Below are 22,682 nucleotides of genomic sequence, written 5' to 3'. Positions count from 1 at the left end.
CGCCCGACCGCCAGCCGTGCCCTCAGACCTGTTCGAGTGCCAGGTTCAGCGCGCTTTCCAGCTCGGCCTTGTAACGCAGGTAGAGGTTGCTCGAACCCTGTCCGTCACCGATCAATGCGCTCAGGTCCAGGTCGGTGATGTAGCAGCGGTAGCGTTCGATTTCGCGGCGCTGCCCGACGATTTCCCGAGCGACCGTGATAAACAGCTGGTCGCCATATTCCAGTTCGGAAAACTCCCGCTGATTGCAGTACAAGGTGATCTGGACCGCATCGGTCCCGGCTTTGCCGACAATCGCCTGGACGTCGTAGAACGGCTTGTTGACCGGGGTTTGCGGTGCTGGCCGGGTTTCGACCCGGCGTACCCGCCCGGGGCCCGAGGGCAGCAACTGGTAGTACAGGGTTTCCAGCGCCGCCGAGGGCTGTGCCGTTTCCATCGGCATCAGCGCCTCGCGGCGGTAGAGAATCGACTGCAGGAAGCGTTGCAGCGGTACCAGCAGGCTTAGCTCGTCATGGAACGGCAGGCGCTGTTGCCAGAGGGCGTTGAACTCGTCCAGCACGTACAAGTCGGCGTGGGTTTCGTTGATCCGGTAGAACACCTGCACGCATTCGGGCTGGCCCATGGGCAGCACCAGCGCCAGGTCGTGTTCCTCCATCGCCCGGATGTCCACGTAGAGCGGGCTGTAGGCGGATAGCTCCTGGCTCAGGTAGTTGAGCAACTCCGGCAGGCTGTCGAGGGCGATATGCCTGACTTGACCCTGCACCAACTCCAATACGTGATAGTGCTGCTGGATCTGGACCAGATAACGATGGTTGAGGTTGCCAAGCAACAGTTCCTGGGCGGTGTTGAGCACTTCCTCGACCCGCTGGGCAATGAACTGCGCGCGGTTGTGGCAGAAGCAGCGCACCCGCAGCCGTGGTAGCTGGCGTCCGATCGGCAAGTGGTTGAGGTAGTTGCGCAGGCAGTCGAGCAGTGCATGAGGGCCGTGGTAACGGTTGATCAGCACTTCGTTCCAGCTGTTGAGCGTGACCTGGTCGAGGGTCAGTACCAGGTTTTCCCTGACGCCGGCGTAACTCAGGGAGTCGGTGCGCTCGGTGGTCATCAGGATATTCAGGTCGCGGTGATGCTTGAGCGGATCGACTCCGATGTTCACCAGGATCAGCACCTCCGCCGGGATACTCGGGCGCAGCAACTGGTCCTCGCTGACGCTGCCCAATGGCAGGGGCAGGGTCTGTTGCAGGCTGCCCAGCAGGTTGAACAGCTCGAACTCGGTCAGGTCGCTGCTGCCAGGGTGCAGCGACAGGCGCGTGGTGGTGTCGATTACGCCGTTGCGATGGCACCAGGTCAGCAGTTCCAGCAGTTCACGGCTGCGCTTGATCGGCGCGAAGTTTTCCCATTCCAGGGCGTTCAGGCTGCCGTTGTACAGGCCCCAGTGGGTTTGCCCCGGCTCCTTGCGGTTCGGCGACTGGACCAGGGTGAGGGTGTCTTCGGCCAGGTCCGGGGCGATGCCGGGGTTGATGAACTCGATTTTTCCGGCCTTGCGCTCGAACGCGGCGTACAGCCGGCGGCCGAGGACATTGAGGTCGCGCTTGTTGATCAGGCTGACGGCCTGTTCGGTGCGGGCGAACTGGGTCAGGAAGCGATAGCTGTAGTTGAGCTCGGTGACCAGGGCCCGGCGTTCGGCGCTGACCTGGCGGACTTTCCACTGGCTGCGGCTGTCGAGCAGCGCCAGTTGCCGGCGATCCCAGCCCCATTCGGTGGCCAGGCGCATCAGCAACTGGCGCTGCCAGCTCTGGTTGCGGCTGCTCTGGCCGGTGAGCTTGCGGTTGACCTTCAGGTACAGGCTGCGCCGCACCAGTTCCAGGCGTTCCGGTTCGTTGCGGGCCTTGAGGTACTCCTCGATGCGCCGGTAGACCACGATGTACGGGTCCAGCTCGTCGAGGTCCAGCTGGTTGGCGAACACCGCCTGCTTGAAGCGCAGGCTCAGGCATTCGACATGGGGGTGTTCGCTGGCGTAGACCTCGATCAACAGCAGCTTGAGCACTGATTTGTAGGGCGACTCGATACCCTTGAACAGTTGCCAGAGCCCGGCGCCGATGAATTCCCCTGGCGGGATCCGCGCCAAGTGGCCGAGATCGAGGGTTTCGTTGTCGCGGATAAAACGCTTGGACAGCAAGGTGTGGGTGTACTGGTCGTAGTGCTGTTCCTCGTACACCGGCACCAGCCACCACAATGGTGTGCGCCCGGCGAGCCAGATGGCAGTGCGGTAGAACTCGTCCAGCAACAGGTAATGCTGGGTAGTGCCGCAGTCTTCCGAGCTCAGTTGCGTATCGCGTTCGCCACGGACGAAGCGGCTCGGGTCGATCAGGAAAAAATGCGCCTCGGCGCCCTGGCTGGCGGCCCATTCCTCCAGCAATTGGCACTTCTTGCGCAGTTCGGCCAATTCGCCCGGGCTCAGTTCACCGGCGTGGCAGACCCACATGTCCATGTCGCTCTGCTCGGCCTGGGCCAGGGTGCCGAGGCTGCCCATCAGGAACAGGCCGTGGATCGGCCGCGGCGGATTGCCGTGGCGGGTCTTGTAGGAGAAGGAGCGAGTCAGGCGCTGGGCTTCGGCCAGGGCCAGGTCGTCGGGCTCATAGTGCGACAGCCCGGCCGGGGTACTGCCCGAGACATAACCGGGTAGTAGCGGATGATTGACGTGGAAAAACAGCGGCAGCAGGTTCAGCACCACCTGTTGGCGCGGTGACAGACCTTCAAGGGCACGGTCCAGACGTCCCTGGTTGAGCTTCAGGAAGCGCGCACGCAGTTGGCTGAGGACTTTACGGTCGATTCCCTCGTCCAGGTTCGGGCGAATTTCGTGGGTACGCGTCATGTCTAACTCAAACCGGCTCGCGGGGCTCGAAAGGAAGGGGTTCGCAAGGATGGCAGTTTAGCGCTGAAGTGCGGGGACGCTTAAGCAGAATTTCTTCTGGATGGCGGTTTTTCAGTGTTCTGTCGTCGGCGCCCGCGAGATCGGGCAGGAGAAGAAGATCCCGTGGGCGCGGCGAGGGGTCAGGCGGCCTCTTTGATGGCCAGGATGGTCAGCAGGCCTTGGGCATGTTCGGCCGCATCGCGGCCCAGGCTGGTCAGGTAGCCACCGTCGGCTTGGGTGATGAGCTCCTTCTCGAACAGGCGTTGGGCGGCGGCGATGGCTTTTGGCGCGGCGGTCTGATGAATTTTCAGGCCTTCCTGGGAATTGCCCAGATTGAACAGTGCAAGGATTTCCAGTTCGGCAACCAACTCAGGGGTATACGACATAAGGACTCCAGACTTTCTAGGAATTATTGGACGACAGCGCCCCTAAGGTGATCGCAGTTGAGCGCTCTGTCCAGTATTGGATGCGTGTGCGGCCGGACGGTGGGTGCGGTGTCCCGGGCCGGGGTGGCGGCGGGGCGTTGTCAGTGTAGACAAGGGGGCGGGGGGAAGGCGGGAATTAGATGTGTGTCTGAGTATTTTTCGCGAGCAATCGAGCGTCGACCGGCTGCTCCTACACGATAGGGTGTTGCACCACTTACCCCTGTAGGAGCGAGCTTGCTCGCGAAGCGCCCGTCAAGGCGCCGAAAGTCCCGGAGCCTTACTGATTTTCGGGCGGCAATTCCGGCAATGCGCGCAGCGCGGTCTCATACCACTCGGTATTGAACGGGCGATCCTCATCGAGCATCCCGTCGATTTCCACTGCCAGCACATGGGCCATCAGGTTGAGGATCTCTTCACGTTCGTAACCCACCAGGGTCAGTTTGTTGAAGATCGCCTTGGCCGCCGGCGGGTTTTCGGTCTCGATCTGGTTTTCGATGGCCTGGGTCAGGGTGCTCTCGGCGAACGCTTCGTCGTCGTTGTCGATATCGGTTGGTTCGCTCATGGCGGACTCCTCAAGGAAAGGTGGCCAGTTTAACTGCATTCAGGGGCGTGATGCTGCTGGCAAGAGGTCGTCCGAGGTTCTATAACTGCCGGGGCCAACCCCCTGCACGGCCTGGAGGCTTTGTGATGCTCAAACTTTATGGATTCGCGGTCAGCAACTACTACAACATGGTCAAGCTGGCGCTGCTGGAAAAGGGCTTGCCCTTCGAAGAAGTGCCGTTTTATGCCGGGCAGACGCCTGAAGCCCTGGCCATCAGTCCGCGCGGGAAGGTCCCGGTGCTGGGCACGCCGCAGGGGTTTATCAATGAAACGGCGGTGATCCTGCCGTATATCGATGACACCCAACCGGGGGTGAAACTGTTGCCTGCCGATCCTTACCAGCGTGCCCGGGTGTTGGCGCTGGCCAAGGAAATCGAGTTGTACATCGAGTTGCCGGCGCGGGCGTCGTTTGCCGAGGCCTTTTTCGGCATGCCAGTGCCGGAAGCAATCAAGGAGAAGACCAAGGCTGAGCTGTTGCTGGGCTTCGCCACCCTCAAGCGCCATGGCGCCTTCGCCCCTTATGTGGCGGGCAGTGAGTTCAGCGTGGCGGATATCTACTTTCTCTACAGCGTCGACCTGGCCTGCGGAGTTGGCCAGAAGCTGTTCGGGATTGATTTGATGGCCGAGATGCCTGAGGCCAAGGCGCTGCTGGAGCGTTTGCAGCAGTGGCCGAATGTGCAGCGGATCGCGGCGGACAAGGAAGCGGCCATGCCGGCGTTCCTGGCGATGATTGCGGCCAAGAAATAAGAAAACCGAGGCGAGAACAAGGTAAGCCGCAACGCCATCCTGAGGCCCGGCACGGTCTTGTGGTGAGCGGGCTTGCCCGCGCTCGGCTGCGAAGCAGTCGCAAAACCGACTATCTCGGTCTGCCTGATAGACCGGATTCACCGATTTCAGGGGCGCTTCGCACCCCAGCGCGGGCAAGCCCGCTCGCCACAAGTCTTGTTCAGGCTTGAGATCGTTTGTACCGGGGATCAGCGGCTGGCGAGCAATGCCTGGCCGCGTGCAACGGCCAATTTCACCTGCGCCGGTGCGGTCCCGCCGATATGGTTGCGGGCGTTGACCGAGCCTTCCAGGGTCAACACCGCAAACACGTCGTCATCGATCTGGTCGCTGAACTTGCGCAGCTCTTCCAGGCTCATTTCCGCCAGGTCCTTGCCGGTTTCCACACCGTACTTCACCGCATGGCCGACGATCTCGTGGCAATCACGGAACGGCAGGCCACGACGCACCAGGTAATCCGCCAGGTCGGTCGCGGTGGAGAAACCACGCAACGCCGCTTCGCGCATCACCGCGTGCTTGGGCTTGATCGCCGGGATCATGTCGGCAAACGCCCGCAGCGAATCGCGCAGGGTGTCGGCGGCGTCGAACAGCGGTTCCTTGTCTTCCTGATTGTCCTTGTTGTAGGCCAGCGGTTGGCCTTTCATCAAGGTCAGCAGGCCCATCAGGGCGCCGAACACGCGGCCGGTCTTGCCGCGTACCAGCTCCGGCACGTCGGGGTTTTTCTTCTGGGGCATGATCGAGCTGCCGGTGCAGAAACGGTCCGGCAGATCGATGAACTGGAACTGCGCGCTGGTCCACAACACCAGCTCTTCGGAGAAACGCGACAGGTGCATCATCGCGATGCTGGCCGCCGAGCAGAACTCGATGGCGAAGTCACGGTCCGAAACGTTGTCCAGAGAGTTGCCGCCGACCGCGTCGAAACCCAGCAGTTGGGCCGTGTATTCACGGTCGATCGGGTAGGTGGTGCCGGCCAGCGCCGCGCTGCCCAGGGGCATGCGGTTGGTGCGCTTGCGGCAGTCGACCAGGCGCTCGTAGTCGCGGCTGAGCATTTCGAACCAGGCCAGCATGTGGTGCCCGAAGGTCACCGGCTGGGCGGTCTGCAGGTGCGTGAAGCCGGGCATGATGCTGCCGGCTTCGCGCTCGGCCTGTTCCAGCAGGCCTTTTTGCAGGCGGGTGATTTCAGCCAGGATCAGGTCGATCTCGTCGCGCAGCCACAGGCGGATATCGGTGGCCACCTGGTCGTTGCGGCTACGGCCGGTGTGCAGCTTCTTGCCGGTGACGCCGATGCGGTCGGTCAGACGCGCTTCGATGTTCATGTGCACGTCTTCCAGGTCCACGCGCCAGTCGAATTGGCCGGCCTCGATTTCGCCCTGGATGGTGGTCAGGCCGGCGGCGATGCTGTCGCGCTCGGCCTCGGTCAGTACGCCGACCTTGGCCAGCATCGTGGCGTGGGCGATGGAGCCCATGATGTCGTGGCGATAGAGGCGCTGGTCGAACGTGACGGAGGCGGTGAAACGTGCGACGAAGGCGTCGACGGGTTCACTGAAGCGGCCGCCCCAGGACTGATTGGTCTTGTCGGTGCTCATGGATTCGCTCGTGATCTGCTGAAGGTGGATTGCCGGAAAAATCGTCACCGATCATAACAGGGTTGCGCCAATGCCCGTCAGCCGGCCAGCGACCACAAGGTAGGTTTGCAACACTGGTGAATTATATTTCGACCGAATCTGTCGAACGGCTTGTCGTTAAGGGAGCGTGCGCAGAGACTGGACCCATGCCTATTTCACGATCGAACGAGGGGCGTGAAGTGCCCGCGACCCAGGAATTCTTCCTCCCGGAACTCTGCCTGCCCGAGGCGTTGCTGGTGCTGGTGGTCTCGGCGGAGTTGCTGGTGATGGTGTTGGTGCTGGCCGAGCCGATGCCCGTCGGTTTCGACTGGGTGCGCCTGGCCCTGACGTCCCTGTATGTGCAGTGGATCGTGCTGTTGTCGGCGGCGTTATTGTGTAGCGCACGGGCCTGGCTGGCGCGTTTGCGCCCGGGGCTGGCCGGGGTGTTGTGCTGCGCCCTGGTGGTCGGGCTGAGCCTGGCCTGCACCGGCCTGACCGAATATTTTTCCCTGGCCGGTCCACCCTCGGGCGAAGGCACGGCGGGGCACTATCTGCGCCATGGCTTGATCAGCCTCATCATGTCGGCCCTGATGTTGCGCTACTTTTACTTGCAGAGTCAGTGGCGTCGCCAGCAGCAGGCGGAACTGCAGGCGCGCCTCGAAGCCTTGCAGGCGAGGATCCGCCCGCACTTCCTGTTCAACAGCCTGAACAGCATCGCCAGCCTGGTGGTGAGCGATCCGCAACAGGCCGAGCAGGCGGTGCTGGATCTGTCCGACCTGTTCCGTGCCAGCCTGGCCAAACCCGGCAACCTGGTGACGTGGCGTGATGAGCTGGAATTAGCGCAACGATATTTGTCGATTGAGCAATATCGTCTTGGCAACCGTCTACAGTTGGACTGGAGGGTGGGCACAATTCCCGAGGATTTGCCGATCCCGCAATTAACCTTGCAACCACTGTTGGAAAACGCTCTGATCTACGGCATCGCACCGCGTATCGAAGGCGGCGTGGTCAGGGTCGAAGCCGACTATAAAGAGGGAGAGTTCATATTGTGTATCAGCAATCCCTACGACGATGTCGCACCGCGGCAGGTGTCAGGCGGTACTCAGTTGGCACTGGCAAATATCGGTGCTCGACTTACGGCACTTTTCGGGCCTCGCGCTAGTCTTAGCGTGGATCGCCGTGACGGTCGTCACTTCACCTGTCTACGCTATCCTTGTGCGAGACTCACGCAGGAATCCAGTGCAATATGAATGTCCTGATCGTTGATGACGAACCCCTGGCCCGCGAGCGCTTGAGCCGTTTGGTCGGCGAACTCGAGGGTTACAGTGTCCTGGAGCCCAGCGCCACCAATGGCGAAGAGGCATTGTCCCTGATCGAGAGCCTGAGGCCCGATGTGGTCCTGCTCGATATCCGCATGCCGGGCCTCGATGGCCTGCAGGTGGCTGCCCGGTTGTGCGAGCGCGAAGCACCGCCCGCCGTGGTGTTCTGCACCGCCCATGACGAGTTTGCCCTGGAGGCGTTCCAGGTCAGTGCCGTGGGTTACCTGGTCAAGCCCGTGCGCGCCGAGCACCTGCTCGAAGCGCTGAAAAAAGCCGAGCGTCCCAACCGCGTGCAACTGGCGGCCCTGACGCGGCCCGCCGCCGAATCCGGCACTGGCCCGCGCAGTCACATCAGCGCCCGTACCCGCAAGGGCATCGAGCTGATTCCGCTGGACCAGGTGATCTACTTCATTGCCGACCACAAGTACGTGACCCTGCGCCATGAGGGCGGCGAAGTGCTGCTGGACGAGCCGTTGAAGGCCCTGGAAGACGAGTTCGGCGACCGTTTTGTGCGTATTCATCGCAATGCGCTGGTGGCCCGCGAACGCATCGAGCGCCTGCAACGTACGCCGCTGGGGCATTTCCAGTTGTTCCTCAAGGGGCTGGGCGGCGATGCGCTGATCGTCAGCCGACGCCATGTCGCCGGCGTGCGCAAGATGATGCAACAGCTTTAATCCGTGCCTTGCGCGAGGCGCAAGGTACCGTCCACCCGGTATTTCCAGGCCAGGGAGGCTGCGTATTGGCTGATACAAGTCAAAGCGGGCCGGGCTGAGCTGTTATTATCTGCCGTATCTATTCAGTACGGATCGATCCATGTCTTCTCGCGAAATCCGCATCGCTACCCGTAAAAGCGCGCTGGCCCTGTGGCAGGCCGAATACGTCAAGGCCCGCCTGGAGCAGGCTCATCCCGGTTTATCGGTCACCCTGGTGCCCATGGTCAGTCGCGGCGACAAGCTGCTCGACTCGCCACTGTCGAAAATCGGCGGCAAGGGACTGTTCGTCAAGGAGCTGGAAACCGCGCTGCTCGAGCACGAGGCCGATATCGCCGTGCATTCGATGAAGGACGTGCCGATGGATTTCCCCGAGGGGCTCGGTCTGTTCTGTATCTGCGAGCGCGAAGACCCGCGCGACGCCTTCGTTTCCAATACCTTCGCCAGTCTTGACGCCCTGCCCGCCGGCAGCGTGGTCGGCACGTCGAGCCTGCGTCGCCAGGCGCAATTGCTGACCCGTCGGCCCGACCTGCAGATCCGCTTCCTGCGCGGCAACGTCAATACCCGCCTGGCCAAGCTGGACGCCGGTGAGTACGACGCGATTATCCTCGCCGCCGCCGGCCTGATCCGTCTCGGCTTTGAAGACCGCATCACCTCGGCCATCAGTGTCGAAGACAGCCTGCCGGCCGGTGGCCAGGGCGCGGTGGGCATCGAGTGCCGCAGCGTCGACACGGAAATCCATACGCTGCTGGCACCCCTGCACCATGCCGATACCGCCGTGCGGGTCACCGCCGAGCGCGCCTTGAACAAACATCTGAATGGCGGTTGCCAGGTGCCGATTGCCTGTTACGCGGTGCTGGAAGGCGAGCAGATCTGGCTGCGTGGCCTGGTCGGCGATCCCAAGGGCGGCCTGCTGCTCAGCGCCGATGCCCGGGCTCCCCAGGGTGAGGCCCAGGCCCTCGGCGTGCAGGTCGCGCAAGCGCTGCTGGCCCAGGGTGCGGATGCGATTCTCCAGGCGGTCTACGGCGAGGCCGGCGAAGAGTGAGGGGTTGGCGCCTGTTGTTGACCCGGCCGGCGTCAGAGTCGGCGGAGCTGGCGAGCGTCTTGAGCGCTGCCGGGATTTTCAGCAGCAGCCTGCCGTTGCTGGACATCGAAGCCTTGCCCCTCGACGGCGCCGGGCGGGCAATGATCTACGACTTGGCCCACTACAGCGCGGTGGTCGTGGTCAGCAAGCCGGCGGCGCGCCTGGCGGTTGAGCTGGTCGACCAGTACTGGCCGCAGGCGCCATTCCTGCAATGGTTCACGGTCGGTGCGGCGACTGCGCAGATCCTCGCCGATTACGGTCTTGAGGTTGCTTATCCGAACGAGGGCGACGACAGTGAAGCGTTGCTCGCTTTGCCGGCGTTGCAGCAGGCCCTGGCGCACCCCGAACCGCGGGTATTGATCCTGCGCGGGGAGGGTGGGCGCGAGCTGCTGGCCGAGCGTTTGCGCAGCCAGGGTGCTAGTGTCGACTACCTTGAGTTGTACCGTCGGCTGCTGCCCGAGTACGCCGAGGGCCTCCTGGCCCAGCGTGTCGCGGCGGAACGCCTGAACGCCCTGGTGGTCAGCAGTGGGCAGGGATTTGAACACCTGCGGCAGTTGGCGGCGACGGCCTGGCCGGAACTGGCGCGTCTGCCGTTGTTTGTTCCAAGCCCGCGGGTGGCCGAAATGGCCCGTGCCGCGGGAGCCCAGGATGTAGTGGATTGCCGTGGTGCCAGCGCCACGGCTTTGCTAGCGGCGTTGCGGGAGCATCCCGTACCCGCTCTCTAGAATGCAAAGGATGGACACGTGAGCGAAACAGCCTTGCCGAAAGAAGAAGCCCAGCCGGTGGTCGATGCCCCGGTTCAACCGCCTTTGGCACGCCGTGGCAATGGCCTGGCGATCCTCGCCCTGTTGCTCGGCGCCGCCGGCGCGGCGGCGGGTGGCTGGGGTGTCTGGCAGGTGCGCAACCTGCAAGCCAACCATCAGCAGCAGAGCGGGCAACTGCAAGACCTGGGCAGCCAGACGCAGTCCCTCAAGCTGAGCGAACAGCAGCTTGTCTCTCGCTTGGATCAGTTGCCGGGTGCCGGAGAGCTGGAAGACCGCCGTCGCCTGGTGACCCAGTTGCAGGGCGATCAGCAGCGCCTCAGCCAGCGTCTGGAAAGCGTGCTGGGCGCCAGCCGCAAGGACTGGCGTCTGGCCGAGGCCGAGCATCTGCTGCGCCTGGCCAGCCTGCGCTTGTCGGCCTTGCAGGACATCACCAGCGCCCAGGCCCTGGTCCAGGGCGCCGACGATATCCTGCGTGAACAGAACGATCCGGGCTCCTTTGCCGCCCGCGAGCAAGTGGCCAAGAGCCTGGCCGCGCTGCGCAGCACCGAGCAACCGGACCGCACCGGGCTGTTCCTGCAACTGGGCGCCTTGCGCGATCAGGTGAGCCAGCTCAGCGAGCTGGCGCCGGAGTACAAGGATCGCGGCGACTCCCTGCTCGGCCTGACCGCCGACGGCGATGGCGCCAGCCGTTGGGCCGTGTGGTGGGATGAGATCTCGCGTTACATCCGCATCGACTTCAATGCCAACAAGAACATCCGGCCGTTGCTCGCCGGGCAGAGCCTGGCACAGGTCCGCCTGGCCCTCAGCCTGGCCCTGGAACAGGCCCAGTGGGCGGCTTTGAACGGGCAGGCCGGGGTCTACACCCAGACCTTGACCGAGGCCCGCGACGTGTTGACCGGCAGCTTCAACCCGGACAATCCGCAGAGCAGGATCATGATCGAGCGCCTTGCCGAGTTGAGCAAACAGCCGGTGACCGTGGTCACGCCGGACCTGGCCGGGACCCTGGCGGCGGTGCAGGCCTATCTCGAACGGCGACATGTCGAAATTGAAACGCCTGTCAGCCCGAGCGCGACGGCGACCCCGGCCGAGGAGACCAGCCCATGAAGCGTTTCTTCCTGATCCTGTTGCTGGTCGTCGCCATTGCGGCGGGCCTCGGCTATGCGATCTCGCGGCACGCCGGCTACGTCCTGATCGCCTATGACAGCTTCCGTTACGAATCGAGCCTGTGGGCCTTCCTGGCCGTGTTGCTGCTGGCATGGCTGGTGTTGTGGCTGCTGAAATTCCTCGTCGGGTTGGTGACCACTTCAGGTTCGTTGGCCAATCCCTGGTCCCGGCGCAATCGCAGCCGGCGTACCCAGGTGGCCATCGAGCAGGGCCAGATGGACCTGGCCGAGGGCCGCTGGGCCAGCGCCCAGCGTCATTTGCAGCGGGCCGCCGAGGCCGAGCGCCAGCCGTTGCTGTACTACCTCGGCGCGGCCCGGGCGGCGAACGAACAAGGCAAGCACGAGGAGTGCGACAACCTGCTGGAGCGTGCCCTCGAGCGCCAACCCCAGGCCGAGCTGGCGATAGCCCTCAGTCACGCGCAGTTGCAAGTGGACCGTGGCGACAGCGAGGGGGCATTGAATACCCTGCAGGCCATGCATGAGCGTCATCCCCACAGCGTCCAGGTCCTGCGTCAGTTGCAGCGCCTGTATCAGCAGCGCGGCGATTGGTCGGCGTTGATCCGCCTGTTGCCGGAGCTGCGCAAGGACAAGGTGCTGGCAAAGGCTGAGTTGGCCGAGCTGGAGCGTCGCGCCTGGGGTGAAAACCTGAGCCTGGCGGCCCAGCGCGAGGAGGGCGAAGCGGGCCTGCAAGCGCTGGATCGGGCCTGGCAGCAATTGAGTTCGGCCCAGCGCCAGGAGCCGCCGTTGGTGCTGGCCTATGCCGAGCAATTGCGTCAGCTGGGCGCCGACGCCCAGGCCGAAGAGGCGCTGCGCGAGGCGCTCAAGCGCCGCTACGACAGCCATCTGGCGCGGTTGTACGGTTTGTTGCGCGGGCGTGACCCGGCCCGGCAGTTGCAGACCGCGGAAGGCTGGTTGAAAGACCATCCAGACGACGCCAGTCTGTTGCTGACGCTGGGGCGCCTGAGCCTGCAAAACAGTCTCTGGGGCAAGGCCCGTGACTACCTGGAAAGCAGCCTGCGGCTGCAACGCCATCCTGAAGCCTGCGCGGAACTGGCGCGACTGCTTGCCCAGTTGGGCGATACCGAGCGCAGCAACCAGTTGTTCCAGGAAGGCCTGGGTTTGCTGGACAAGCGCTTGCTGGCATCGCCACTGCCGGTGTGAGAGGTCCTGGAAGGCGGGATGCGGCGGCAGGCATCCCGTCTTTGCGTGTCAGGATGCTTCCCTTTCCTTGGGCAGGTCTGATTCCTACTCCTGAATTAATGGTTTCATAGGATGTCCGTCGGTAATTCCTTACAGGCTTAAGGAATTGTCTGCTCTGGCTCGCCTTGAAAGGGCCAAGGGCTTTCCTCTACCGTAACTGCCTGTCTCTCCTGTTACGGATAAGCCATGTTCTTGGCCCGCTCACGTTCTCTGTTCTCCCTGGCCTTGTTGACAGGTGCCCTGGTCATGGGGGCGTCGCTGTACCTGGAACGTGTGACCGGGCTGGAGCCTTGCTCGCTGTGCATCGTCCAGCGTTTTTTTCTCGCCGGGTTCTGCCTGGTCAACCTGCTGGCGATGCTGCACGGCCCGGGCCGCATCGGCCGCTGGGTCTATGGCGGCCTGAGCCTGCTGCTGGCCCTGGCCGGTGCCGCCACGGCGGCGCGGCAGGTGTTGCTGCAGCGGGTGCCGGCCGAGCAGTTGATGATCTGCCAGCCCGACCTGCATTGCCTGATGCAGCAGTTGCCAACCCTTGAAGCCTTCAAGCTGATGTTTCGGGCCACGGCCGAGTGCGCGCAAATCCAGTGGACCCTCTTCGACCTGAGCATTCCCGAGTGGAGCCTGCTGGCTTTCGTGGGGATGAGCCTGCTGGTGATCTGTCAATGGGTGGGGCCGGATTCGGTGGCGGACAAGGTGCAGAACTAACCGGCAGTCGTGCTCTGGATTAAACACTTGTATGAACTTTCTCTCCTGCGTACCTTGAAGCAGGTGTCGAGCGGGCATAATCTGGCCCGCATCGCGTTATCGCAGTCAGCTTGTTCTGTTTGGCCAAGTCAGGAGCCCCGATCTGCTCGGGGTATCGGTCGGCATGACCCAGAAGGGAAGAGATCACCATGCTCGAAAGTTGTCGGAATGCTCAAGAACGCTGGGGCGGAGTGCATCTGCTGATCGACCGCTGGTTGAAGGAGCGTCACGAACTCGTGCGTGCCTACGATGCCCTCGGTGCCGAGCCGGGTGCCCTGGCGCAGAATCCTAAACCCTTGCAGGAGTTTTGCGGTCTGCTGGTGGATTATGTGTCGGCCGGCCACTTCGAAATCTACGAGCAGTTGACCGGTGAGGCCAAGGCCTTTGGCGACAAGCGCGGGCTGGAATTGGCCGAGACGATCTACCCGCGCATCGATGTGATTACCGAGAAGCTGCTGGCCTTCAACGATCTGTGCGACGAAGGTCAGTGCGTCGCGCATAAATTCCAGGAGCTGGGCGGTCTGCTGCACGAACGCTTCGAACTGGAAGATTGCCTGATCGAAGTGCTGCATACGGCGCACAAGGAAAAGGCTGAAGCCCAGGCCTGATACCGATGGCTACCTATGAAAACGGTGCGCTCAGGCGCACCGTTTTTCGTTGTGGCGGGACTGTCAGCTGGCGACGCCGAGCAGCTCGATTTCGAACACCAGCGGTGTGTAAGGGGCGATCAGGTCGCCTGCACCGTCTGCGCCATACGCCTGCGCCGAAGGCAGCACCAAGCGCCATTTCGCACCGACGGGCATCTGTGGCAAGGCCGTGCGCCAGCCACTGATCACGCTGTCCAGGCGAAACCACTGCGGTTGCCGATTCTGATCGAATACGGTGCCGTTGGGCAGGCGTCCGACATAGCGCACCTGGACCTTGCCGTTGGCCGCGACTTTTTCTCCCGTGCCGGGCGCCAGTTCGGTCATCAGGATGCCGTCGGCCAATTCGTGGACGCCGGGTTTCGCCTTCTCTTCTGTGAGGAATTTTCGCTCGGCTTCCAGGGCAATTTCGCTCTGTGGTTTGGCGGCTTCCTGAGCGACCTGGGCATCATGAGCAGCGAGAATCTGTTGGATGCGTTCGTCCTTCAAGGCCAGCGGCTTGCCCTGGTAGGCCTGCTTCAAACCGTCGAGCAAGGCCTTGATCTGCAGGTCCGGAGCATCCTGGCGCAGACGCTCGCCGAGGCTGGCGCCGAGGCTGTAGGCCAAGTCGTGGGCATCGTCGTTCGCGACCTCTGGCGCGGCTTGCGCAAGGGACCAGAACACACACAGTGACAGCAGAAAATAACGCGGCATAAGCACTCTCCGACCTCAGGTGCAAAGGATTATGCCAGTGCTCCGGGTTGGTTGTTGAAGAAGCATTTTTCAAGGCATGCAACGCGGGCCCTTCGATACTGTCAACATGCCCTAGCGGCGCTACTCCCAGAGGGCTAGTATGAGCCGCATTCACTCAGCCAGGAGGTACACCATGTCGGCCACCAAGAAGCCTGTAAATACCCCGTTGCATTTACTCCAACAGTTGTCGGGCAGCTTGCTCGAGCACCTGGAAACCGCTTGCACCCAAGCCCTGGCTGATGCTGAAAAACTGCTCGCCAAACTGGAGAAACAACGCGGTAAAGCGCAGGAAAAATTGCACAAGGCCCGCACCAAATTGCAGGACTCGGCGACTGCCGGAAAAGCCAAGGCACAAGCCAAGGCCAAGAGCGCTGTCGGTGAACTCGAAGCATTGCTGGACAAGCTGAAAACCAGCCAGTCGGACACCCGTGGTTACATCCTGCAACTCAAGCGCGATGCCCAGGAAAGTCTGAAACTGGCCCAGGGTGTTGGCCGTGTGAAAGAAGCCGTCACCAAGGCGCTGTCGACGCGTGCCGCCAAACCTGCCGCTGCCAAACCGGCTGCCGCCAAGCCTGCTGCAAAAGCTGCCGCTGCTAAACCTGCCGTCGCCAAGCCCGCTGCAAAAGTTGCTGCCGCTAAACCTGCTGCTACCAAGCCAGCCGCCAAAGCCGCTGCTGCCAAACCGGTTGCCGCCAAGCCTGCTGTAAAAGCTGCCGCCGCCAAACCTGTTGCTGCCAAGCCAGCCGCCAAAGTCGCTGCTGCTAAACCGGTTGCCGCCAAGCCAGCCGCCAAAGCTGCTGCTGCCAAACCGGTTGCCGCCAAGCCTGCTGTAAAAGCTGCTGTCGCTAAACCGGCTGCCGCCAAGCCAGCTGCAAAAGCCGCTGCAGCTAAACCGGCTGCTGCCAAGCCAGCCGCCAAAGCTGCTGCTGCCAAACCGGTTGCCGCCAAGCCTGCTGTAAAAGCTGCCGCCGCTAAACCTGCTGCCGCCAAGCCAGTTGCAAAACCTGCTGCTGCCAAACCTGCTGCCGCCAAGCCAGCTGCAAAACCGGTTGCTGCTAAACCAGCTGCTGCCAAGCCCGCCGCAAAGCCAGCTGTGACTGCCGCCAAGCCCGCCGCGCCGGCATCGGCTGCGCCAGCCAGCGCTGCTCCAGCCGCGCCGACTGCTCCAGCCGCACCTGCCGTAACCCCGACCAGCGCTTCCTAAGTCTGGCTCACCGCGACGCGCAGCTGCCGCAGCGCGTCGCGATTCAGGTGCGCGGCCTGGGTGGTGACAGCCTCCAGCCACGCGTCCAGATCTTCCGCGCCCACCTCTGGCCAGTCCCGCGCCAACCCTTCCAGTCGCTGCAATAGCTGCTGTTCGGCGGCCAGCTCCAATGCCTTGACCTGATCCCTCAGTATTTTCAACTCGACGTCCGCGGATGCCGCGGTGCGCCATTGCGTGCGCAACTGTCGGAGCGGCTGCACCACTTGCTCATCCCAGGGCTCGGCGAGTGCCTGCAATTGTCGCGAGCGTTCGGTCTCGCAACGCACCCCACGTCGGCCCAGCCAGGCCGCGCACAGCAGCAGGCAGACATTCGCCCCCTGCGCCTGGAGCGCCAGGCAGGTTTCTTCGACGCCGGGTTTGGCGTAAGTGTTCAGGGAAAACGTCCACAGGTCAGCATGCATGGTGAGATCCGCGCCAGTTGCGAGGGAAGCTGGTAGACTCCGCCGCCATTATGATTCGACTTCAGAACCTGACTTTACAGCGTGGCCCGCAACGTCTGCTAGAAGACGCCGAGCTGACCCTGCACGCCGGCCATAAAGCCGGCCTGATCGGTGCCAACGGCGCCGGCAAATCCAGCCTGTTCGCCCTGCTGCGGGGCGAGCTGCACCCCGACTCGGGTGACTGCTTCCTGCCGGCCGATTGGCGTATCGCCCACATGCGCCAGGAGGTCGATACCCTCGAACGCCTGGCGGTCGACTACGTGCTCGACGGTGACGTGCGCCTGCGCCAGGTGCAACACGACCTCGCGGCGGCCGAAGCGGCCCATGACGGCGCCGCCCAGGCGCGCCTGCACTCGGAACTCGACAGCGCCGACGGTTACACCGCCGATGCCCGCGCGCGCAAGCTGCTGGCGGGCCTGGGCTTCACCAACGACCAGATGGACCATCAGGTCTCGGCTTTCTCCGGTGGCTGGCGGATGCGCCTGAACCTGGCGCAGGCCCTGATGTGCCCGTCGGACCTGTTGTTGCTCGACGAACCGACCAACCACTTGGACCTCGACGCGATCATCTGGCTGGAGGACTGGCTCAAGAGTTACCCCGGTACCTTGCTGCTGATCTCCCACGACCGTGACTTCCTCGATGAAGTGGTCGATCACGTGGCCCATGTCGACCAGCGCAAGATCACCCTCTATCGCGGTGGCTACACGGCGTTCGAGCGCGCTCGTGCCGAGCGTCTGGCCCAGCAGCAACAGGCCTACGAGAAGCAGCAGGCGCAGCGTGCGCACATGGAAAGCTACATCGCCCGCTTCAAGGCCCAGGCCACCAAGGCCCGCCAGGCCCAGAGCCGGATCAAGGCCCTGGAGCGGATGGAGGAGCTGTCTGCCGCCCATGTCGATTCGCCGTTCGACTTTGTGTTCCGCGAATCGCAGAAGATCTCCAGCCCCCTGCTGGATCTGTCCGACGCGCGGCTGGGTTATGGCGACAAGACCATCCTCGAGAAGGTCAAGCTGCAACTGACCCCGGGTGCCCGGATCGGTTTGCTCGGCCCCAACGGCGCAGGTAAATCGACCCTGATCAAGAACCTCGCGGGCGAGCTGTCGCCGCTGGCGGGGCGGATGACCCGCGGTGAAAACACCGTGGTCGGCTACTTTGCCCAACATCAGCTCGACTCGCTGGACTCCAAGGCCAGCCCGTTGTTGCACCTGCAGCGTCTGGCGCCGACCGAGCGCGAGCAGACCTTGCGCGACTTCCTGGGTGGTTTCGACTTCCGTGGCGCGCGCATCGACGAGCCGGTGCTGAACTTCTCCGGTGGCGAGAAGGCGCGCCTGGCGCTGGCCTTGATCGCCTGGGAGCGGCCGAACCTGTTGCTGCTCGACGAACCGACCAACCACCTGGACCTGGAAATGCGCCTGGCGTTGACCATGGCCTTGCAGGAGTTCAGTGGTGCGGTGCTGGTGGTCTCCCACGACCGTCATCTGCTCAAGAGCACCACTGATAATTTCTACCTGGTGGCTGACGGCAAGGTCGAAGAGTTCGACGGCGATCTGGAAGACTACGCCCGCTGGCTGGTGGAGTATCGCCAGCGCAATGCGCCGGTGAGCAATACGCCGGTGAATGCCGACAAGACCGACAAGAAGGCCCAGCGTCAGCAGGCTGCCGCGTTGCGCCAGCAACTGGCCCCGCACAAGCGCGAAGCCGACAAGCTTGAGGCCGAGTTGGGCAAGCTGCACGAAAAGCTGGCGAAGATTGAAGCCAGCCTCGGTGACAGCGCCGTTTACGAAGCCGCTCGCAAGGACGAGTTGCGTGATCTGTTGGCTGAACAGGCCAAGTTGAAAGTGCGCGAGTCCCAGCTCGAAGAAGCGTGGATGGAAGCTTTGGAATTGCTCGAAAGCATGCAGGCGGAGCTGGAAGCGTTGTCCTGATTGCGCCGCCGGGCTCAAGCCTGGGCAAGATTTGTGGCGAGCGGGCTTGCCCGCGCTGGGCTGCGAAGCGGCCCTGAAACCGGTCACCTTGGTGTATCTGATACAGCGCGTTCTCTGGTTTTAGGAGCGCTTCGCGCTCCAACGCGGGCAAGCCCGCTCGCCACAAAGGTTAACCGGATCGGCGGCTGGTGTTTGTCAGCGGCGCGCGCGCCCGACAAAAAACGATAGTCAATTTCACGCCCACGGATTAGCTTAGAGGTTTGTTACAACTCTTATCCGAGGTGCGTGATGCTGCTTGAGACATGGCTGGCCTTTTTTGCCGCGTGCTGGGTCATCAGCCTATCCCCAGGTGCCGGCGCCATCGCCTCGATGTCCAGCGGCCTGCAATACGGTTTCCTGCGTGGCTACTGGAATGCCCTGGGCCTGCAACTGGGCCTGGCGGCGCAGATCGCGGTGATTGCCGCGGGCGTCGGGGCGATCCTGGCGACGTCTTCCTCGGCCTTCTATGCCATCAAGTGGTTCGGCGTGATCTACCTGGTGTACCTCGCGGTCAAGCAATGGCGTGCGTTGCCCAGCAACATGGCTGAAGAATCGACGATTCGCCCGGTCGGCAAGCCGTTGACCTTGATGTTCCGTGGTTTCCTGGTGAACGTCAGCAACCCCAAGGCCCTGGTGTTCATGCTGGCCGTGCTGCCGCAGTTCATCGATCCCCAAGCACCGCTGGTGCATCAGTACCTGATCCTCGGCGTGACCATGATCGCTGTCGATATGGTCGTCATGGCCGGTTACACGGGCCTGGCGTCCAAGGTCCTGCGCCTGTTGCGCACGCCCAAGCAGCAACGTCGGATGAACCGCACCTTTGCCGGTTTGTTCGTGGGGGCTGCGGGGTTTCTGGCGACCTTGCACAAGGCGACCACCTGAAGGTCAGGGTTGTCTGAGCGGACGCCATCGCCGGCAAGCCGGCGCCTACCGTTGTCCGCGTCGTGTACAAAAACTCAGGTCAGCGCGAACCATTGTAGGAGCGAGCTTGCTCGCGATGAACGATAACGCGGTCCCGGATCAGTTCAGAATCCGTGGCGCTTCATCCGGCGGCAGGTTGTTGCGCAATGGTGGCGCCGAACCCGGCCCCATGTCCGGCCCGCCCAATTGCAGGCTCAACTGCCGCGCCACATCCTCGCCCAATGCCTTGGACACATCACGCACCACCCGCGGACGGTTCAGCGACACGTGGACATCCCGGCTGTTGATCAGCTTGGTGTCCTGGCCCTCACCCATGGCGGTGAACGCCGAGGTGATCTCGTAGGTGCGGGTGTTGATCAGGCTGAAATCGCCCACCAGGGTCAGCCCCAGCACCGCAGAGTAGCTGTTGGTGTTGGCCAGCTCGTTGATGTCCTGGGTGAAGTCGATGTCCGACACGGTGCCGAACAGCACGAAATCGGCACCCTTGAAGCTGCCACCCTTGATCCGCTTGATGACGTCGTAGACATCACCCTTGGAACTGGCGGTATAGGGCGTGCCCTGGACCAGCTGGAACATCCCGCTGCGCAGGATCTCGCCCTTGATATCGCCGGTGAATCGGCGCAGTTCGCCTTGCTCGATGTAGCTGCTGCGGCTTTCGTACTCGTCGTAGCTCGACGAACCACTGGCGCCGTAGTAACTCTCCTGGTGGTTATCCCGCGCCGAGATATTGTGGATGTACTGCTCCACCTGCGCCTGGTACGCCAGGTCCGCCACCGCCACCTTGGGCGCGGCCTGGACGCCGAAGGCGCAGACCAGGCCGATCATGCCAATCCATGCACGCATTGTTTAACGCTCCGTGGTTTTGCGGATCTCTTTTTCGTCCATCCATTCGGCCAGGCCGCTTTCGACGTCGATCAGTTGCAGGCTGAACTTGTAGAACACGTCCTTGTAGTCGCTGCTGCGCTTGACGATCGAGCTGATCGAACCTTCCAGGCGGTACTTGGCAGCGATCATGTTGCCGGTCTTGCTGACGGTGCTTTTCTTGTACAGGCCGCTCTGGTTCTGCAACTTCAGCTGGTCGACCTGGCTTTGCATCTCGGTGTTGTCGCTGGCGAAGCGGGCGGTGCCGGTCTTCATCAACTGGGTCTTGATCGAGTTGGTGATGTCGCGGGTATCGATGTACTCGCTGGTCTTGTTCTTCACGTCATAGACCTGCACCACCGGACGCCCTTGCAGGATGCCGGACTGGGCCAGGGAGCGGGTCATGGATTCGGCGATCATCTGCAGGTCGGTGGAACCGAACTCGTTGGTCACCAGTTCCACGGCCTTGGTGTCGCCGTAGCTGATGTTTCCGCCGCCCAGCACGGGCGAAGTGTTGTTGGCGCAGCCGCTGGCCAGCAGGGCGAAGGCGGCAAGGAGGGACAGGCGTGCAAACATGGGCTGATTCTCTTCAAAAGGACGCGAGAGGGGGCGTCGACTCAGGGGGTTTTGACTTCAAGGCGGAAATCGGTGGCCTTGGGCGTCGGCGCAATCGCCTGCAGGAAGGTGCTCTGGGCGCCATACAGGTTCAGGGTTTTCCAGACTTCGTCGTCGCTCACCGGGAAGCCGTCGTTGCCCAGCCAGGAGAAACGGTAATACATCATCTTGTTCTTGGTGCGGGTGTTGCTCAGCTGCACCTTGACGGTGAGGAAACCGTTTTCCCGGGCGACGCGGATGGCGCCAACCTCGATGTTTTCCATTGGGCCCATGGCGACGATCTTGCTCGCCGCGCTACCGGGAGCCGGTGGTGGCGGCGGCGGGGTGACGCACCCGGCCAGGAGGGCCAGGGCGACGGCAGCAATCAGTTTGAAACGCATGCACGAGACTCCGTTCTTCAAGGTTGTTTGACACTGGCGATGGCGGTCGGCCCGCTATCCGCCATCCGTTGGGTGGCTACGCCGCTGGTGAACACCTGGTTGCCCACGGCACGCAGGCTGATGACCTGATAGCGACGGTCAACCGTGAACGCTACGCGGGAACCGCCCAGGGCATTCGGCAGGGTGACCTGGTGTTCACCCTTTTTCAGGCGCAGGCGTACCACCTGGGTGGTGTCCGGCAAGGTTCGCCAGGTGCGGGTATCGGCGCCTTCGAGGACCGCGGAAGTGATGCCGACGGCCAGACCGGCCAGGGGATTGGTCTTGTTCAGCTTGGCCTGCGCCGCGCCACGGCTGATGGCCCGCACGCTGGTGCGTAGGATGATCCCCGGCATGTCGTCGCGCAGGGCGCGGCGGGACATGGCGTTGGTGCTGTTGAGCAGGGTCAGGTTCTGCGGCTGGCCGTCCACGCCGATCTGGGCGAAGGTGGCCGTCGAGGTGTCGGCCTGGATGATCGGGAACGACAACGGAGTGATGACCAGGTTGTGGTCGATCGGCAACGGCAGCGGAATGCTGATGGAGGAGCGCGACGGCGCCAGGCCGCTCTGCACGACAATCAGGATGTCGCCGTCGTCATCCTTGCCGGCAGGCTTGTCGAGATTGACCAGCGCCTGCTCCAGCAGCGGTGTGTTCGGGCGCAGTTCGACGGCCTGGCGATAACCGGGGGCGGCGAGATCTTTCTCGCCGATGGCTTCGTAGACGAAACCGGCCAGGTAGTGGCTGAACGCGCTCTGGTAGCTGTTCTTCAGACCGACCACGTCCGGGGCGTCGAGGCTGGCCACCGGATAACCCTGGAGATCCTTGTACTGGGTCTTGATGCCCTGCTGGTCGGCCTCGTTTTCACTCTTGAGGTACTGCTTGTCACGCAGGTCGGCGATCACCGCTTCGCGTTCATGGGTTTTCTTGATCGCGACGCGGGCGCCGTCGAAGTCGTTCAGGGCCAGCTGGTTCAGCGCCATCTGGGTGGTCAGCATGACTTTTTCGTAGTCGTAGCCTTCGTAGCGACGGACCTTGTCGTTGACCAGGAAGCTGCCGAACTGGGCGAGGTACTTGGCGCTGTCCAGTTTCACCGCGTCTTCCCATTGACCGACCATCTGGTCGGCGCTGCCCCAGGCTTTCTGGCTGCCGGCCAGATCGCCCTTGGCCTGCAGCAACTCGCCTTTTTCGAAGAAATACAGCAGGTCCTTGTCCGCGTCGCTGTTGTTCTTTTCCAGCAGGGTCAGCGCGCCGTCAACATTGCCCGAGGCCAGTTGCTGATTGGTTTGCGCCAGTTCGGTGTCGTAGCTGCGCATGATCGAACAGCCGGACAGCAAGGTCGCGGCGCCGAGGGCAAACGAGAGGAGGGCACGGGATGCCATGTAATCTTCCCTGATGAAAAAATCAGCCAAGCGTGCTGGTCGGACTGAGATGGACCCATTGAGAGGGAAAGCGGCTACCCTGCCAATTCCTCATAAATCGAGGAGCTTTAATGCCATATCGCGATAACGAAGGCGCGCCAGTATAACT

The 22,682-nt window shown here is 62.8% G+C and carries 22 protein-coding genes; 12 read left to right on the top strand and 10 right to left on the bottom strand.

All coding sequences use genetic code 11. The annotated features are described in order from the left end of the window. Positions 1 to 22: 22 nt before the first annotated feature. From HX866_RS20415 to HX866_RS20405, 3 genes are all read right to left on the bottom strand, one after another. The gene (locus HX866_RS20415) at positions 23 to 2,869 is read right to left on the bottom strand and encodes a class I adenylate cyclase (RefSeq protein ID WP_177140320.1); all 2,847 of its coding nucleotides are present in this window, start codon (positions 2,867 to 2,869) and stop codon (positions 23 to 25) included. Between the two features lie 179 nt (positions 2,870 to 3,048). Beyond that, on the bottom strand, positions 3,049 to 3,294 hold the full coding sequence (locus HX866_RS20410) for a TIGR02647 family protein (protein WP_100942130.1): 246 nt from the start codon (positions 3,292 to 3,294) through the stop codon (positions 3,049 to 3,051). 316 nt (positions 3,295 to 3,610) lie between these two features. Further along, positions 3,611 to 3,895 carry a hypothetical protein gene (locus HX866_RS20405; protein ID WP_177094088.1) on the bottom strand — a complete coding sequence of 95 codons (285 nt, stop codon included), beginning with the start codon at positions 3,893 to 3,895 and terminating at the stop codon, positions 3,611 to 3,613. Between the two features lie 125 nt (positions 3,896 to 4,020). Here HX866_RS20405 and HX866_RS20400 point away from each other — a divergent pair, with 125 nt between their 5' ends. After that, the gene (locus HX866_RS20400) at positions 4,021 to 4,680 is read left to right on the top strand and encodes a glutathione S-transferase family protein (protein WP_177140319.1); all 660 of its coding nucleotides are present in this window, start codon (positions 4,021 to 4,023) and stop codon (positions 4,678 to 4,680) included. A gap of 227 nt (positions 4,681 to 4,907) precedes the next feature. On the opposite strand, the gene argH is transcribed toward HX866_RS20400, so the two are convergent. Then, positions 4,908 to 6,302 (bottom strand): argininosuccinate lyase, encoded by a 1,395-nt coding sequence (gene argH / locus HX866_RS20395; protein WP_177094090.1) that lies wholly within the window; start codon positions 6,300 to 6,302, stop codon positions 4,908 to 4,910. Between the two features lie 185 nt (positions 6,303 to 6,487). Here argH and HX866_RS20390 point away from each other — a divergent pair, with 185 nt between their 5' ends. The 8 genes from HX866_RS20390 to rsd all read left to right on the top strand — a co-directional run bounded on the left by HX866_RS20390 (position 6,488) and on the right by rsd (position 13,909). Then, positions 6,488 to 7,570 (top strand): sensor histidine kinase, encoded by a 1,083-nt coding sequence (locus tag HX866_RS20390; RefSeq protein ID WP_177094091.1) that lies wholly within the window; start codon positions 6,488 to 6,490, stop codon positions 7,568 to 7,570. Continuing rightward, positions 7,567 to 8,313, top strand: coding sequence for a LytR/AlgR family response regulator transcription factor (locus HX866_RS20385; protein WP_121135465.1), 747 nt, complete (start codon positions 7,567 to 7,569; stop codon positions 8,311 to 8,313). The genes HX866_RS20390 and HX866_RS20385 overlap by 4 nt, the downstream gene beginning before the upstream one ends. Before the next feature lie 139 nt (positions 8,314 to 8,452). After that, the gene (gene hemC, locus HX866_RS20380; protein WP_177101485.1) at positions 8,453 to 9,394 is read left to right on the top strand and encodes a hydroxymethylbilane synthase; all 942 of its coding nucleotides are present in this window, start codon (positions 8,453 to 8,455) and stop codon (positions 9,392 to 9,394) included. Further along, positions 9,391 to 10,158: a uroporphyrinogen-III synthase gene (locus HX866_RS34410; RefSeq protein ID WP_177124294.1), complete on the top strand. Its 768-nt coding sequence runs from the start codon at positions 9,391 to 9,393 to the stop codon at positions 10,156 to 10,158. Before hemC ends, HX866_RS34410 begins: the two co-directional genes overlap by 4 nt. Positions 10,159 to 10,176: 18 nt before the next feature. Continuing rightward, complete coding sequence (locus tag HX866_RS34405; RefSeq protein WP_371319273.1) at positions 10,177 to 11,301, top strand: uroporphyrinogen-III C-methyltransferase; 1,125 nt, start codon at positions 10,177 to 10,179, stop codon at positions 11,299 to 11,301. Then, the gene (locus HX866_RS20370; RefSeq protein ID WP_177124295.1) at positions 11,298 to 12,521 is read left to right on the top strand and encodes a heme biosynthesis HemY N-terminal domain-containing protein; all 1,224 of its coding nucleotides are present in this window, start codon (positions 11,298 to 11,300) and stop codon (positions 12,519 to 12,521) included. Before HX866_RS34405 ends, HX866_RS20370 begins: the two co-directional genes overlap by 4 nt. Positions 12,522 to 12,746: 225 nt before the next feature. Beyond that, positions 12,747 to 13,262, top strand: a complete 516-nt coding sequence (locus HX866_RS20365) for a disulfide bond formation protein B (RefSeq protein ID WP_177094096.1) — start codon at positions 12,747 to 12,749, stop codon at positions 13,260 to 13,262. 188 nt (positions 13,263 to 13,450) lie between these two features. After that, positions 13,451 to 13,909, top strand: a complete 459-nt coding sequence (gene rsd / locus HX866_RS20360; protein WP_177101493.1) for a sigma D regulator — start codon at positions 13,451 to 13,453, stop codon at positions 13,907 to 13,909. Between the two features lie 63 nt (positions 13,910 to 13,972). Here the strand turns inward: rsd and HX866_RS20355 are convergent, their stop codons facing one another. Continuing rightward, positions 13,973 to 14,638, bottom strand: coding sequence for an FKBP-type peptidyl-prolyl cis-trans isomerase (locus tag HX866_RS20355; RefSeq protein ID WP_177094098.1), 666 nt, complete (start codon positions 14,636 to 14,638; stop codon positions 13,973 to 13,975). 172 nt (positions 14,639 to 14,810) lie between these two features. Here HX866_RS20355 and HX866_RS20350 point away from each other — a divergent pair, with 172 nt between their 5' ends. Continuing rightward, on the top strand, positions 14,811 to 15,881 hold the full coding sequence (locus HX866_RS20350) for an AlgP family protein (RefSeq protein ID WP_177124351.1): 1,071 nt from the start codon (positions 14,811 to 14,813) through the stop codon (positions 15,879 to 15,881). Here HX866_RS20350 and HX866_RS20345 read toward each other — a convergent pair. Continuing rightward, the gene (locus HX866_RS20345; protein ID WP_177124296.1) at positions 15,878 to 16,342 is read right to left on the bottom strand and encodes a TIGR02444 family protein; all 465 of its coding nucleotides are present in this window, start codon (positions 16,340 to 16,342) and stop codon (positions 15,878 to 15,880) included. The two genes, HX866_RS20350 and HX866_RS20345, sit on opposite strands and share 4 nt — an antisense overlap. A gap of 50 nt (positions 16,343 to 16,392) precedes the next feature. Between HX866_RS20345 and HX866_RS20340 the strand changes: the two genes are divergently transcribed. Beyond that, the gene (locus tag HX866_RS20340; protein WP_177094101.1) at positions 16,393 to 18,303 is read left to right on the top strand and encodes an ATP-binding cassette domain-containing protein; all 1,911 of its coding nucleotides are present in this window, start codon (positions 16,393 to 16,395) and stop codon (positions 18,301 to 18,303) included. A gap of 288 nt (positions 18,304 to 18,591) precedes the next feature. Further along, positions 18,592 to 19,224: a LysE family transporter gene (locus HX866_RS20335; protein WP_177094103.1), complete on the top strand. Its 633-nt coding sequence runs from the start codon at positions 18,592 to 18,594 to the stop codon at positions 19,222 to 19,224. Positions 19,225 to 19,362: 138 nt separating this feature from the next. Here HX866_RS20335 and HX866_RS20330 read toward each other — a convergent pair whose 3' ends face one another. From HX866_RS20330 to HX866_RS20315, 4 genes are read right to left on the bottom strand one after another with little or no spacing between them, the layout of a single operon-like run. Continuing rightward, positions 19,363 to 20,106: a penicillin-binding protein activator LpoB gene (locus HX866_RS20330; protein WP_177101495.1), complete on the bottom strand. Its 744-nt coding sequence runs from the start codon at positions 20,104 to 20,106 to the stop codon at positions 19,363 to 19,365. Positions 20,107 to 20,109: 3 nt separating this feature from the next. Then, positions 20,110 to 20,700, bottom strand: coding sequence for a penicillin-binding protein activator LpoB (gene lpoB, locus HX866_RS20325; RefSeq protein WP_177094108.1), 591 nt, complete (start codon positions 20,698 to 20,700; stop codon positions 20,110 to 20,112). A 41-nt stretch (positions 20,701 to 20,741) separates the two neighbouring features. Further along, positions 20,742 to 21,119 (bottom strand): YcfL family protein, encoded by a 378-nt coding sequence (locus HX866_RS20320; protein ID WP_177101497.1) that lies wholly within the window; start codon positions 21,117 to 21,119, stop codon positions 20,742 to 20,744. Positions 21,120 to 21,136: 17 nt separating this feature from the next. Then, positions 21,137 to 22,534, bottom strand: coding sequence for a COG3014 family protein (locus tag HX866_RS20315; protein ID WP_177140318.1), 1,398 nt, complete (start codon positions 22,532 to 22,534; stop codon positions 21,137 to 21,139). Positions 22,535 to 22,682 lie beyond the last annotated feature (148 nt).

This window comes from Pseudomonas gingeri, from assembly GCF_013386165.1.
GTDB classification, from domain to species: domain Bacteria; phylum Pseudomonadota; class Gammaproteobacteria; order Pseudomonadales; family Pseudomonadaceae; genus Aquipseudomonas; species Aquipseudomonas gingeri_C.
Note: the sequence above shows the minus strand (reverse complement) of the source record. Positions and strands in the feature narration are given on the sequence as shown.